Below are 14,185 nucleotides of genomic sequence, written 5' to 3'. Positions count from 1 at the left end.
AACCGGTGGAGATGCCGTGCATCGGGGTATAAGTGGCTGAACCGTCGTCCCGCGAAGATGCCGACCTCGTGCCGGCCAATCGGTCGCTAGCTGGCGTGAGCCGCCGCAAGGGCATCGAGACCGGCAAGCACGAAGGTCGTCATGTCCTCGACCAGTCCCTCCGAGGTGGGATTCAATGCAGGTAGCACCGTGGTGCGCAGGCCTTCGGGTCCGAGCAACATGGTGATGCACGGCACGATGGTCATCATCATTCCGCGCTGTACGGCGGGATGGCTGATCGGCAGATTCAGATAGCCCGCCATCAGGCCGGCGACGATGCCTGCCTTCGGCGCGATGGCCTCGTTGATCAGCGTGGAAGCCATGGGCGAGGGCGACATCATCTCGCGTAGCACGACACGGAAGCCCCACGATTTTTCGCCTTGTCCGGCCTGCGCGACGAAATGGCTGATAAGTCCGCGAAGCTTGTCCCGCGCGCCCAGGTCCGACTGCACGAAGGCAAGCAGCGATTCCTGGCTGACCACCTGTCGATGGGCTTCGACCAGCACAGCGCCATACAGGCCATCGCGGCTGCCGAAGTGGTAGTTCACCGCGGCGATGTTCACCCCCGCGCGCAGGCAGATGTCCTTGCTGGAGGTGCCCAGGTAGCCGTGCTCGGCGAAGAGCCGGCCGGCCACGTCCAGGAGGTGGAAGCGGGTGTTCTCGCCGTCCTGCCGGGGGGCCCGTTTCGCGGCGTGCGATTTTGGAAGATGCTGGTCGGCCATGGGTCCATTGTAGAGGAATCGGCAAAGATATAATTCAAATTTGCATTTGATTTATTGAAAAAGTCGGCCTAGACTGCCGGCATTCCCCAGGTCGAGCGCCCATCCCATGCCCAAACCCAAGCCAGGCATCGTTGTCGCCGCTGTCGTCCTCGTTGTCGCCGTAGGCGCTGCGATCTGGTGGCTCATGCGTCCCAAGGCACCCGAGGCCATCGTTCTGCATGGCAACGTGGACATCCGTCAGGTCTCGCTGGCCTTCAACGCCAACGAGCGGATCCTGCAGATGCGGGTGAACGAAGGGGACCGGGTCACCGCCGGGCAGGTGCTCGCCACCCTGGACACGACCACGCTGACATTGCGACTGGCCAGATCGCAGGCCCAGCTTGCTGTGCAGGACGAAGTGCTTCGCCGGATGGAGGCGGGCAATCGGCCGCAGGAGATCGCCCAGGCCGACGCCAATGTACGTGCCGCTGTCGCCGACGCACGCAAGGCGCACCAGACGCTCGACCGCCTTCGGGCGATCAGCCAGGGCACGGCCGGTCGCGCCGTGAGTCGTGAAGAGCTCGACGATGCCGTCGCAGCCGCCGGCTCGGCCGATGCGAAGCTGGATGCCCAGCGCAAGGCCCAGGATCTCTCCGTGGCCGGCCCGCGCAAGGAAGACATCGACGAAGCGCGCGCCCAGCGCGATGCCGCCATGGCCGACAGCGCGGTAACGAAGCAGCAGCTCGACGACGCGGTGCTCAAGGCGCCTTCCGACGCCGTGGTGCGCAGCCGCTTGCTCGAGCCGGGCGACATGGCATCGCCGCAGCGGCCGGCCTATGCCCTGGCCCTGGTCCATCCGAAGTGGGTGCGTGCCTATGTGTCCGAAACCAACCTCAGTTTGATCAAGCCGGGGCAGTCAGCTCGCGTGACGACCGATAGCGCACCCGGGCATCCGGTCGACGGTCGCATCGGCTACATCTCGTCGGTGGCCGAGTTCACGCCGAAGAACGTGGAGACCAACGAGCTGCGGACCAGCCTGGTCTACGAAGTGCGCATCAATGTCGAGGATCCGGATGACCGCCTGCGCATGGGCATGCCGGCCACCGTGGAGCTGCCGGGTACGGTCGCGGCGCAGCCATGAACACGCCGGTGGCACTCGTTGCGCAGGGGGTCGGCAAACGCTTCGTCATCAAGAAGGCGGGCCGCACCGTCGTCGCCCTTGACGATGTTTCCATCGAAGTGAAGAGCGCGGCGCTCACCGCGCTGGTCGGCCCCGATGGTGCAGGCAAGACCACCTTGTTGCGACTGGCCGCCGGCTTGATGGTTGCCGACACGGGAACGATGACCGTGCTTGGCATCGACGCGGCTACCGACCCGCAGGCGATCCAGAACCGGATCAGCTACATGCCGCAACGCTTCGGGCTGTATGACGACCTGAGCGTGCAGGAGAATCTGGACCTCTATGCCGACCTCCACGGGGTACCGCAGGACGTACGCGGCAAGCGCTACCAGCGCCTGATGGAGATGACCGACCTGGGGCGTTTTACGAGCCGCCCCGCGGGAAAGCTCTCCGGCGGCATGAAACAGAAGCTCGGCCTGGCCTGCACCCTGGTGCGGTCGCCTGAACTTCTGCTCCTCGACGAACCTACGGTGGGCGTCGATCCGCTGTCGCGCCGTGAGCTGTGGGAGATCCTCGAACAGCTGGTGGGAGAAGAAAACCTCAGCGTGCTCGTCAGTACGTCGTACATGGATGAGGCGGCGCGCTGCGCGCACGTGGCCATCTTGCATGACGGCAAGGTGCTGGCGCAGGGAACCCCTGAGTCGATACGGGATACCGCCGAAGACCTCTGTTTTGCGGTGACGCCACCCGCCGACGAAGCACCGCGCCACCTGCAGGCACGCCTGCTCGACGACGACGATACCGTCGATGCGGTGCCGCGTGGCGGCAAGGTGCACTTCGTCCGGACCCGGGCGACGGTGGAGCAGGGCGATCCCGACCTGGCGCGCGTTCTGGGGGCATCGCGGGCTGAGCCGATGCCGCCGACGCTCGAAGACGGATTCATGCTGGCGTTGCGGTCCAAAGTACAGCGCGACCTTTCATCAGCGGCGGCCGTTGCAACGTCGACATCGACATCGAAGCCTGCCTCGGCGAAGACCGATCAGTCCGTCATCGAGGTAAAGGATCTGGTCCGCACCTTCGGCGATTTCACCGCGGTGGATCGCACGAGTTTCTCCGTCAGCCGCGGCGAGATCTTTGGCCTGCTCGGCCCGAACGGTGCGGGAAAGACCACCACGTTTCGCATGCTGTGCGGCCTGCTTCCCGCCAGCAGCGGCACGTTGCGCGTCGCCGGCCACGACCTGCGCAAGGCACGCGCCCATGCCCGCCAGCAGATCGGTTATGTCTCACAGAAGTTCGCGCTCTACGGCAACCTCACGGTCGACGAGAACCTGACGTTCTTCGGCGGAGCCTATGGCCTGTCCGGCACGCGCCTGCGTGAACGCATGGCCGCGGTGAAGTCGCAGTTCGAACTGGACGATGCAGGGCATGCCCAGGCGGGTTTGCTGCCCGGCGGGTTCAAGCAACGCCTGGCCATGGCCACGGGCCTGCTGCATGCGCCGGACATCCTCTTTCTCGATGAACCCACCAGCGGCGCGGATCCGCTGGCGCGACGCGAGTTCTGGCGACGCATCACCGCCCTGGCCGAGGCCGGGACGACGGTCGTCATCACCACGCATTTCATGGAAGAAGCCGAATATTGCGATCGCGTGGTGATCCAGGATGCCGGCAAAGTGCTCGCTCTCGGCACGCCGGCGGAGATCCGTCGTCAGGCCGGTGAAACCGACGCGCGCACCTTCGACATGGAGCAGGCCTTTATCGGCATCGTCGAACAGAACCGCAAGGCGTCACGCGGCGGTGCGCGGGAGGCGGCATGAACGGCGGCTTCTGGCAGCGTCTCCTGGCGCTGACCCGTAAGGAAGTGAAACAGCTGCTGCGCGATCGCAGCAACCTCATGATGGGCATTGCGCTTCCGGCCGTCCTGATCCTGATCTTCGGCTATGGACTCTCCTTCGACGTGAAGAACGCACCGGTCGCCGTTGTCATGGAAGACCATTCCGTGACCGCCAACGACATGATCGCCGGCCTGCGGCTGTCGCCCTATCTGGCGCCGAGGGTGGTCAACAGCATGCATGACGCCGAGGCTCTCATGCTGGACCGGAAGGTCGACGCCATCCTGCGCTTACCGTCCGACTTTTCCCGACGCCTGGGTCTGGGCGATGCCCACGCGCAGCTGATCCTGCACGGCGCCGACGCCAATACGGCACGCACGATTGAAGGCTATGTGCAGAGTGCGTTGGCGCAATCAACCGTGCTTCAGGGTGACCGCTCCGGCGCCTCGCCGGGAGCGTCGGTGGGGAGCGTGTACCTCGAGCAGCGCCTGTGGTTCAACGAAGCCAACACGAGTACCTGGTTCCTCGTGCCGGGCCTCATCGTGCTCATCACCACCCTGGTCGGCGCCTTCCTCACCGCGCTGGTGATGGCACGCGAATGGGAACGCGGCACGCTGGAGGCTCTGTTCGTGACGCCGGTGAGGCCGCTCGAGATCCTGCTTGCCAAGATCATCCCGTATTTCGGTGTCGGCATGATCGGGTTGCTGATGTGCCTGTTGGCGGCGCGTTTCCTTTTCGACGTGCCGATCTACGGTTCGCTGTGGCTGATCCTGCTGGTGTCGGTCTTCTACCTGTTCGTGGCGCTCGGCATCGGCCTGTTGATCTCGGCGGTGACGAAGAATCAGTTCACCGCGAGTCAGCTTGCCCTGGTCACCAGCTTCATGCCGGCCCTCATGCTCTCGGGCTTCATCTACGACCTGCGTAACATGCCGCTGGCCGTGGAGGCGGTGGGTCGGATTCTTCCCGCCACCCACTACATGGAAGTGCTGAAGAGCCTGTTCCTCGCCGGCAACCTGTGGCCGGTGATCCTGAAGAATTGCGTCATCCTCATCGGTTACGCCGTGGTGGTGCTCGCGGCCGCACGCATGAAGACACGGAAGCTGATCGGATGAATGCCATGCTCGCTTTCCTCCGCCGCGTGGCCAATCTCTGCCGCAAGGAGCTGCTGGTCATCCTGAAGGATCCGGCCAGCCGCGTGCTGTTGTTCGTGCCGGCCTTGCTGCAGTCGCTCATGTTCGGTTACGCGGCCACGCTGGATCTGCGCGAGGCGCCTTACGCGCTGCTCGACCAGGACCACGGCCCGGCGGCCGTGCAACTGATCGCGAATGTCGAAGGATCCGGCGTCTTCCGTCGCGTCGCGACGCTGCACAACGAGAATGACATCGCCCCCATCGTCGACGCCGGCAAAGTCCTTTTCGTGCTTCACATCGCGCCTCGTTTCGAGCAAAGGCTCAGCGCGGGTGAAACCACACCCGTGCAGCTTATCCTCGACGCCCGAAACTCGACGACAGCGGGCACGGCTTCCGGCTATCTGGGCGCTATCGTGTCTCGCTTCAATGCGGACTGGCGGCAGAGCCACGGCGGCGGCACCTCACCGCTCACGGTGGACGTGCGCGCCTGGTACAACCCGAACCTCGAGACACGCTGGTTCATGATGTCGTCCATGATCGCGGTACTGAGCATGTTGCAGACGCTCATGCTCACCGCGCTCTCCGTGGCGCGCGAGCGGGAGCAGGGCACCTTCGACCAGTTGCTCGTGACCCCATGCACGCCAGCGGAAATCATGATCGGCAAATCCGTGCCGTCGATTTTCGTCGGCCTGGTCCAGTCCACGCTGGTCCTTCTGATCGCGACGCTGTGGTTCCACATTCCCCTGGCCGGTTCGCTGGTTACGCTGTACATCGGGCTGCTGGTTTTTACCGTGGCGTGCGTCGGTATCGGTCTGGCGATTTCCGCACTGGCCGTGAACATGCAGCAGGCCATGCTCTACACCTTCGTGCTGATGATGCCGCTGGTGCTGCTGTCGGGCATGACGACGCCGGTCGCGAACATGCCCATCGCCATGCAGTGGCTCACCACCATCAACCCGGCACGCTACGCCATCCACCTCGTCCAGCGGGTGTACCTGGAAGGCGTCGGCCTGGGAACCGTCATCGGCGACATCGTGCCGCTGCTCATCATCGCCGCCGTGACCCTGCCGTTCTCGGCGTGGCTCTTCCGTCATCGTCTCGTCTGACTTCGGTACTCCCCATGCGCACCCTGTCTTCTCTTTCCCTGTCCTTGCTGACGATGGCGACCATCACCGTGTTGAGCGGTTGCGCCGTCGGGCCGGACTTCAAGAAGCCCCAGGCGCAGGTGCCGGCCGACTGGTCGTCGCTGCGTGCCGGCGATGCCTCGCTGCACGATGCCGTCCCGCCGACGGGCGCCGCGATCGCTTCGGCCGAGTGGTGGAAGCCTTTCGGTGATCCCGTGCTCGACGGACTGGAAGCGGATGCCGCCACGGCTAACCCCGACCTACAGACAGCCGCGTTGCGCTTCGCCGAGAGTCGCGCGCAACGCCAGACGGCGGCGGCGCAGCGCGGTCCGCAGGTCGACATGGCGGCTAGCGCCCAACGTCAGCGCCCCAGTGAGAATGGTGCGACCAGCCGCACGATCGATGTACTCGCACCTGCCGATCAACGCGACACCCTGGTGAAGTTGCTGAGCCAGCCGTACACCGTCTATCAGGGTGGCTTCGACGCCTCGTGGGAACCGGACTTCTGGGGTCGCGTGCGACGGTCAGTGGAAGCGGCCGATGCCCAGGTATCGTCATCGGGTGCACTGTTCGATGGCGCGCGGCTGGATGTTGCCGCCGACGTGGCGCGTGTGTACTTCGCATTGCGTGGCACGCAGCGGCAGATCGCGTTGACGCGTGCCGACCTCGACGCGGCCCAGGACCATTTCACGCTCATGAAGGCGAGGGCGGACGGGGGCATGGCCAGCGACCTCGACACCACGCAGCAGCAGGCGCTGCTCGCCGACCTTCGGGCGCGACTGCCTGCGCTGCTCGCGGAGGAGGCGAATGCACTTGATCAACTTTCGGTACTGATCGGCCAGACGCCGGGCAGCCTGCAGGCAAGGCTGGCGCCGCTCGCGGATGCCGATACAAAGCCGGTTCTCCCGAGCCTGGCGCTGGGCATCCCGTCGGATGTCGTGCGCCGCCGACCGGACATCCGCCAGGCCGAAGCGCAGCTGCACGAAGCCACAGCGAATACCGGTGTGGCGGTAGCCGACCTCTACCCGCGCATCACGCTGGGCGGCAGCTTTGCCTTTGAATCGTTGCAGTCGGGGGACTTCGGTGACTGGGGTAGCCGACACTGGTCGATCGGACCAAGCCTGGACCTGCCCATCTTCGACATGGGCCGCCGCCGCAGTGTGGTGACACTGCGCAAGTTGCAGCAGCAGGAGGCAGCCGTGACCTGGCAGAAGAGCGTGTTGCAGGCCTGGTCGGATATCGACACGGCACTGAACGCTTACTCGGCGGAACGCCAGCGCAATGCGCAGCTCGCCGAGCGCGAGCGTCTGTCTCGCGACGCTTATTCGCTCGCCGACGTTCGCTACCGGAACGGACGAACCACCTTCATAGAGGCGCTCGATGCCGAGCGGACACTGCTCGCCGCCCAGCGTGACCGCGCCGATAGCGATGCGCAGCTCGCCATCAGGCTGGTAGCGATCTACAAGGCCATCGGCGGCGGGGACGTGCCGGCCGCCGCAGTCATACGGTAAAAAAGGAGTGTTATTTTATAACATTCAACCGAACCGGACGCCCATGTCACCCCTCCCGCACCCCGTCGTTACTCCCGCTCTACGGCGCTGGGTCGCCATCGCTTCGCTGCTTGTCATGGGACTGTCTGCCAGCGCGCTGGCAGCCCGGGAAAAGATGCCTCCGCCGCCGGATTTCGAGTTGGTCGAAAGCGTGCCCGACGCGTCCATCTACGGTGAGCCGGGTGTTCGACGCACGCAGACCGTCTGGCTGGAGATGATTCGCAGCGCGAAGACCAGCATCGATATCGCCGCTTTCTACATTGCCGACAAACCCGGTGGCCCATTGGCGCCGGTCCTCGATGCGCTGGTCGAACGTGCTCGCTCAGGCATCAAGCTGCGCATCCTGGTCGACCAGACGTTCCTTGCGGACAACCATGAAAGCATCGACCGCTTCCGTGCCTTGCCTGGCTTCGAGATTCGCGTGCTGCCGGTCAAGACGCTGACCGGCGGTGTGTTACACGCCAAGTACATGGTGGTCGACCACGCGGATGTCTTTGTCGGCAGCCAGAACTGGGACTGGCGCGCCTTGAACGAGATCCATGAAATAGGGGCTCGCATACGCAATCGGCGCTTTGCGCAGACGTTCGGCGCGACGTTCGACTTCGACTGGCAACTGGCCGGAAGTCCAGCGTCGCCGACACCGGGAAAACATGCCGCGGCGGCGCTCACGTTCGCCCCGGTCACGGTGACCGACCCTGAGATCCTGGGCGTGCCGGGCGAAGGCAACGTGGTTTCCTATCCGGCGTTCAGTCCCGCCCCGCTCATGCCCGACTGGGTAACGGCCGAGGAGCCTGCCCTGGTCGATCTCATCAATAGTTCGCAGCACATCGTTCGCGTGCAGGTGATGACGCTCTCGGCGCTGCGTGGCTATGGTGAGAAGGGCTGGTGGACTCCGGTCGATGCGGCGCTGCGCGATGCCGCGGCGCGCGGGGTCGATGTCCGGATCATCGTGGCTGATTGGGCACTTCATGAACCCATGCAGGGCTATCTGAAGAGCCTCAGCCTGATGCCGAACATCACGGTCAAGTTCAGTCGCGTTCCGCCGTCACCGACGGGCTTCATTCCCTATGCGCGTGTCGAACACGCGAAGTACGCGGTGGTCGACGATCGCGGTGTCTACATCGGTACGGGAAACTGGGAGTCCAGCTATTTCCATACGTCGGTAGATGCATCGGTCTTCGTTCGTGGGGCGGGTCCCGCGGCGACACTCACGCGCATCTTCGAGCGTGACTGGTCGGGCCCGTACGTTACGACGGTGGAGGCGGGCAAAACCTACGTCGAGGCGACAACGCACTGACGATGAAAAGACTAGCGCGCCGCCGAGGTTCTCGTGTACGTTATGTTATAACATACACAGGCCGGTGCGCACATGAACTTACGAACAGTCCCGTTTCTGCTGGTCCTGGCCCTGGCGGCAGGGCGCTTACCCGCCGAAGAGCGTCACCTGGGTCCTCATGTCCACGGACAGGCAACGCTCCAGGTGTCGTCGGAAGGCCCGACGCTGGTGGTCGCCTTGAGCATTCCTGGCCACGACGCCGTGGGGTTCGAGCATCCACCGGCCACCACTGAACAGGCGCAAGCACTCGCCAAGGCCAGGGAGACGCTTCGGGTAGGTAAATGGCTCGTACCTGCCGGCGGGGCCAACTGCACGGCGCCTCCCGCGAAGGTCGTCGCCGACGGGTTCGACGCCAACGCAAAGCCGGGCGGCCACGGTGATTTCGACGTGACCTATCAGTTCACGTGTGCGGCTCCCGCACAGCTCGATGCCATTGAAGTCGGCCTGTTCGCGGCGTTCCCTGCGTTGCAGCGCGTGGTCGTCGACATCGTGACCGCCAACGGCGCGACGCAGCAGGTGCTGGACCGCCCCATGACGCATGTGACGTTGTCCCCATGATTCCCTATGGCGACGCTCCGCTGGTGTCGTGCCGCGGGCTGCGGTTCACGTGGCCCGGGTCGGACGCGATATTGACGATGGATGACTTCGCGGTTGCGCCGGGCGAGCGCATGTTTCTGTGCGGACCCAGTGGCAGCGGCAAGAGCACGCTGCTGGGATTGCTCTCGGGAGTGCTGCGGGCGTCCAACGGGGAAGTCACCGTGCTTGGCGTTCCGTATTCCACGTTATCCGCGTCGCAGCGGGACCATTTTCGCGCCGAGCACCTCGGATACGTCTTTCAACAGTTCAACCTGTTGCCCTTCCTCAGCCCGGTCGAGAATGTGTTGCTCGGTTGCGCGTGGTCCCGTGCTCGCGCGACACGCGCGGGTGCCACGCATCACGCGCAACGCACCGAAGCGGTCCGACTTCTCGAGTCGCTGGGGCTGGTGGCGCAGCTCGTCGAGCGCGCACGCACGGGCAACCTCAGTGTCGGTCAACAACAACGCGTGGCGGTCGCCCGTGCCCTTATCGGCGGTCCGCAGCTTCTCATCGCCGACGAGCCCACGTCGGCGCTCGATGCGGACAACCGCGACGCCTTCCTTCGCCTCCTGCTCGCCGAATGCACACGGCACGGCACCGGCGTTGTTTTCGTGAGCCACGACATGAATCTCGCCCGTCACTTCGATCGCGCCGTGAGTCTCGGCGACCGTCCGCGTTCGCAGATGGTGGCCTGACCGTGAACCTCATCTCGCTTGCACTGAAGAGTCTTCGCCAACGTCGTACGGGCGTGCTCCTGACGGTCGTCACCATCGCACTCAGCGTCTTTCTTCTCCTTGGCGTGGAACGCGTCCGTGTCGACGCACGACGCGGCTTTTCCAGCACCGTGTCGGGCACCGACCTTGTCGTCGGTGCCCGCTCGGGGCCGGTGAACCTGCTGCTGTACGCGATCTTCCACGTGGGAGAGGCGACCAACAACATCACCTGGAAAACCTACGAAGACATCCGGGCCATGCCGGAGGTCTCCTGGACCGTACCGCTGTCCCTGGGTGATTCGCATCGCGGCTTTCGCGTCGTCGGCACCACGACGGATTTCTTTGTCCATTACCACTACGGAGCGAAGCAGGCCTTGTCTTTCACCAGTGGCGCCCCCTTCGCGGACCTCTACGACGCCGTCATCGGCGCGGAGGTCGCTCGCCAGCTCCATTACAACGTAGGCGACACCATCGTGCTCGCGCATGGACTCGGTGGGCCGGCCACGTCGCTGCACGCGGATAAGCCTTTCCGCATCAAGGGTATCCTCGCGCCAACCGGCACGCCGGTGGACGCGACGATCGCGGTGAGCCTCGAGGCCATCGAGGCCATCCATGTCGACTGGCGCGGCGGCATGCGCCTGCCGGGGTTGGAAGTAAGCGCGGAGAGCACGCGCCATATGGATCTGACGCCGAAGGCTATTACCGCTTGCCTGGTCGGCCTGAAGTCACGCCTGTCGTCGTTTGCCGTGCAACGGGCGATCAACGAGTACCCGGAAGAAGCCTTGCTCGCGGTACTCCCCGGCGTCGCTCTCGGCGAACTCTGGCACCTCATTGGCACCGCCGAGAATGCGCTTCGGGCCGTGAGCGCGATGGTCGTTCTGGTTGGCATGTCAGGCATGTTGACCGCGCTCCTGGCCATGTTGAACGAGCGTCGCCGTGAGATGGCCATTCTCAGGGCAGTCGGCGCATCCGCCCGAACTGTCTTTGCGCTTCTGGTCATCGAAAGCACGTTGCTGACGATGTTCGGTGCACTGCTCGGGTGCCTGTTTCTTTTCGCTGTCGTCGCCATCGGACACGATTATCTGCTGGCCAACGCCGGCCTGGTGCTGGAGCTCGCACCGTCCGCCACCGAGTGGTGGCTGCTGGCCGCCGTCATCGTTCTGGGGGCCTTCGCGGGTGCCATTCCCGGCGCGATTGCCTACCGACGTTCGTTGATCGATGGCCTGCAGGTGCGCCAGTGAAGCGCGTTACGTTGCTTGCTCGGGTAGGTGCGGCCGCCGCGCTGGCTGCTCTTTTCGCGGGGTGTTCCGGGCCCTCCGGAGACAGCGTTGCAGACGGCCCGGCTTCCCCTGCCACGAGCGCGCTTGCCCAGGCGCAGGCGGAAGCCGATACCGGGCGCGCGCGGCGTGCTGCGCCGGGCGCCGCCGGAATTGCCGCCGCCAATGCCTACGCCGCGGCGCACGGCGTGGCGAAGGCAGCGCCCAAGCCAGGTTCGGATGTGCTCGGGCCTCCGGACGAGAACGGCTTCGCGGATCTGGACTGGACGAAGATGGTGCCCCCGGAGGACTTCAAGGCCCTCGAGAATGCACCGCCGGTGCTGCACGTCGGCAACCAGCGCATGAAGCAGATAGGCACGCTGCACACCGTCGAGGCGCTCAATGGCGCCAAGGTGCGGCTATCGGGTTACGTCGTGCCGCTGGAGTCCGATGGTGACGGCAACATGGTCGAGTTCTTCTTCGTGCCGTTCTATGGCGCGTGCATCCACGTGCCCCCGCCGCCACCGAACATGCTGGTGCACGTGCGGCTATCCCACGGCATACCCACGCCGAGCCTCTATGACCCCCTGACACTCAAGGGCGTGCTTCACACGCAGGTGACCGAGAACGCGCTCGCCGCCTCGGCCTACGCCGTGGATAACGGCACGCTCGAGACCTACAGCAGCAGCGACGACGACAGACTTCGTCGTGCATTCGAGTAACACCGAAGACTCGCAGGATATCCCATGAAAAACCTCGTATCCGCCAGCGCTCCCACGTTGCCGGTCACCGTTCTTTCCGGCTTCCTTGGCGCCGGAAAGACCACGCTGCTCAACCACGTTCTTCGTAACCGCCAGGGCTTGCGTGTCGCCGTCATCGTTAACGACATGAGCGAGGTCAATATCGACGCCGGCCTGGTACGGAACGGTGGGGCTGAGCTCAGTCGCACGGACGAGAAGCTGGTCGAATTCTCCAACGGCTGCATTTGCTGCACGCTTCGCGACGATCTCATGCAAGAGGTAAAGCGTCTCGCCGCCGAGGGCCGGTTCGACTACCTGCTTATCGAATCGACCGGCATATCCGAACCGTTGCCCGTGGCTGCGACGTTCCACGTACGCGACGAAGCCGGCTTTTCCCTGTCCGATGTCGCCCGGCTGGACACCATGGTTACCGTGGTCGATGGCAGGAGTTTCGTAAGAGACTTCTGTTCGAGCGATAGCCTCGAGCAACGCGGCGAGGCCGCTGGCGAAGATGACGAGCGTTCGCTGGTGACCTTGCTGACCGAGCAGGTCGAGTTCGCGGATGTCATCGTCGTCAACAAGTGTGACCAGCTCGACGAGAGCGCAAGGCAGGAGGTGCGGCGTGTGCTCCGCGCGCTCAACCGCGACGCACGGCTGGTCGACGCGGCCCACGGCGAGGTCGACCTTCTGGACATTCTCAATACGGGAAGCTTCGATTACGAACGTGCCCAGAAGGCGCCGGGCTGGGTGAAAGAACTGATGGGCGAGCACACGCCCGAGACCGAGGCGTACGGCATCACGAGCTTCGTCTATCGGAACGCCCGGCCGTTCCATCCCGCGCGGTTCATGGACATGCTCAACGCGGGGATCCCCGGTGTTTTGCGTGCCAAGGGCTATTTCTGGCTAGCCAGTCGCATGGACTGGGTGGGAAGCCTTGCCGTCGCCGGGGGGTCGACGGAGTCGTTGGCGGGTGGGCATTGGTGGGCTAGCCGCATGCGTGTGGATGCGGGACTAAGGGAACCGTTTGGCCTGAAAGACCTCGGTGTGTCCGCGCCGGACGAGAACGAGCTGCCGCACGAGGCCGAACGTCGCGCGCTGATCGATATCTGGCATCCGAGGTTCGGTGACCGACGTCAGGAGTTGGTGCTCATCGGCGTAGACATGCCGGAGGCCGATATCCGGCAGGCGCTCGACGCTTGCCTGTTGCAGGACGATGAGTTCGCGCGTGGACCGGAAGCGTGGCTTCGGATGTTCGATCCGTTTCCCTCGTGGACGCTGACGGAGCATTGAGCGCCAGTGCGAGCTCTACTGACCCGTCCGCGCTTCCTCCTTATCGTCGCGGGCGTATTTACTGCGTATCTTTCCGTGCTTGTCGCAAAGCGGGGCGCGAACCACGGCGACCACGCAGGCGGCGTGGCCGGAGCGCCGACTTCGGCGCCACCGCAAGGGCACGCCCGCGCGGCATTGAAGGAGGTCGAAGCCGGCCAGGCGTTGTCCCTTATTGGACCGTCGCTCGTCTCGACGCCTGAGGCGGCCAATGACGTTGTTTTCCTCACGGTGGCGGCAGCCTACGGCCGCTGTGCGCCGGCTCATGCCCATGAACTCGGCGTCATGGCGGCGCGTGCCCGATTACCGGTGCTCGCCGGACTGACAAGCGTACTGGGACCACATACGGGCAGCCGTTCGGCATGGCTTGCGGGCATCCGCGAGCTGGCCGCCCGCTTGCCCTGCGACGGACCGGTCGATCTGTCGATCGGGTCCTTTCGGCAGCGCGTGACACTTTCGGGTTACGTGGCGGCATTTCCAGATAGCTACTTCGATCCCTCACTGACATCGGCGTCGGCCGAATTCGCAGGTCGCTCGCTGGCCGAGCGCGCCACCGATACGTGTAACGGCGTGGCCTATGCCGTCCTGCCGCTCGACGCACCGCGAGCGTGGCAGTGCACGGCTTTGCGTGCGCAAGCGCGCAGGCGCGTGACCGGGTTATGCAGCGGTACGGCCGACGCCGCCGCCCAGCAGATTCGCGATGTCGTGATGCGCCTTCCTTCGACGTGCCAATGAGCCCGTCAGC

At 64.7% G+C, this 14,185-nt stretch carries 13 protein-coding genes; 12 read left to right on the top strand and 1 reads right to left on the bottom strand.

What is annotated here, in order from left to right; translation table 11 throughout:
* Positions 1–86: 86 nt before the first annotated feature.
* On the bottom strand, positions 87–761 hold the full coding sequence (locus C8J98_RS22525; RefSeq protein WP_107913201.1) for a CerR family C-terminal domain-containing protein: 675 nt from the start codon (positions 759–761) through the stop codon (positions 87–89).
* 106 nt (positions 762–867) lie between these two features.
* On the opposite strand from C8J98_RS22525, the gene C8J98_RS10770 reads away from it, so the two are divergent.
* From C8J98_RS10770 to C8J98_RS10715, 12 genes are all read left to right on the top strand, one after another.
* On the top strand, positions 868–1,881 hold the full coding sequence (locus C8J98_RS10770) for an efflux RND transporter periplasmic adaptor subunit (RefSeq protein WP_107913200.1): 1,014 nt from the start codon (positions 868–870) through the stop codon (positions 1,879–1,881).
* On the top strand, positions 1,878–3,674 hold the full coding sequence (locus C8J98_RS10765) for an ATP-binding cassette domain-containing protein (RefSeq protein WP_107913199.1): 1,797 nt from the start codon (positions 1,878–1,880) through the stop codon (positions 3,672–3,674). Before C8J98_RS10770 ends, C8J98_RS10765 begins: the two co-directional genes overlap by 4 nt.
* The gene (locus C8J98_RS10760) at positions 3,671–4,801 is read left to right on the top strand and encodes an ABC transporter permease (protein ID WP_107913198.1); all 1,131 of its coding nucleotides are present in this window, start codon (positions 3,671–3,673) and stop codon (positions 4,799–4,801) included. Before C8J98_RS10765 ends, C8J98_RS10760 begins: the two co-directional genes overlap by 4 nt.
* A gap of 5 nt (positions 4,802–4,806) precedes the next feature.
* Positions 4,807–5,925: an ABC transporter permease gene (locus C8J98_RS10755; RefSeq protein ID WP_107913430.1), complete on the top strand. Its 1,119-nt coding sequence runs from the start codon at positions 4,807–4,809 to the stop codon at positions 5,923–5,925.
* Between the two features lie 14 nt (positions 5,926–5,939).
* Complete coding sequence (locus C8J98_RS10750) at positions 5,940–7,454, top strand: efflux transporter outer membrane subunit (RefSeq protein ID WP_199229885.1); 1,515 nt, start codon at positions 5,940–5,942, stop codon at positions 7,452–7,454.
* Positions 7,455–7,497: 43 nt separating this feature from the next.
* A complete protein-coding gene (locus C8J98_RS10745) occupies positions 7,498–8,790 on the top strand; it encodes a phospholipase D-like domain-containing protein (RefSeq protein WP_233260194.1) in 1,293 nt (430 codons plus the stop codon).
* 72 nt (positions 8,791–8,862) lie between these two features.
* Positions 8,863–9,387 (top strand): DUF2796 domain-containing protein, encoded by a 525-nt coding sequence (locus C8J98_RS10740; RefSeq protein ID WP_107913197.1) that lies wholly within the window; start codon positions 8,863–8,865, stop codon positions 9,385–9,387.
* Between the two features lie 77 nt (positions 9,388–9,464).
* The gene (locus tag C8J98_RS10735) at positions 9,465–10,100 is read left to right on the top strand and encodes an ABC transporter ATP-binding protein (RefSeq protein ID WP_233260193.1); all 636 of its coding nucleotides are present in this window, start codon (positions 9,465–9,467) and stop codon (positions 10,098–10,100) included.
* 2 nt (positions 10,101–10,102) lie between these two features.
* Positions 10,103–11,359 (top strand): ABC transporter permease, encoded by a 1,257-nt coding sequence (locus tag C8J98_RS10730; RefSeq protein WP_107913195.1) that lies wholly within the window; start codon positions 10,103–10,105, stop codon positions 11,357–11,359.
* Positions 11,356–12,096, top strand: coding sequence for a DUF3299 domain-containing protein (locus C8J98_RS22300; RefSeq protein ID WP_233260192.1), 741 nt, complete (start codon positions 11,356–11,358; stop codon positions 12,094–12,096). Before C8J98_RS10730 ends, C8J98_RS22300 begins: the two co-directional genes overlap by 4 nt.
* Positions 12,097–12,120: 24 nt before the next feature.
* Positions 12,121–13,404: a GTP-binding protein gene (locus C8J98_RS10720; RefSeq protein WP_107913194.1), complete on the top strand. Its 1,284-nt coding sequence runs from the start codon at positions 12,121–12,123 to the stop codon at positions 13,402–13,404.
* Between the two features lie 6 nt (positions 13,405–13,410).
* A complete protein-coding gene (locus C8J98_RS10715; protein WP_146171622.1) occupies positions 13,411–14,175 on the top strand; it encodes a hypothetical protein in 765 nt (254 codons plus the stop codon).
* The last annotated feature ends 10 nt before the right edge of the window (positions 14,176–14,185 follow it).

The sequence above is a fragment of the Luteibacter sp. OK325 genome (assembly GCF_003050935.1).
Classification (GTDB): domain Bacteria; phylum Pseudomonadota; class Gammaproteobacteria; order Xanthomonadales; family Rhodanobacteraceae; genus Luteibacter.
This window is presented reverse-complemented; position numbering and strand designations above follow the sequence as displayed.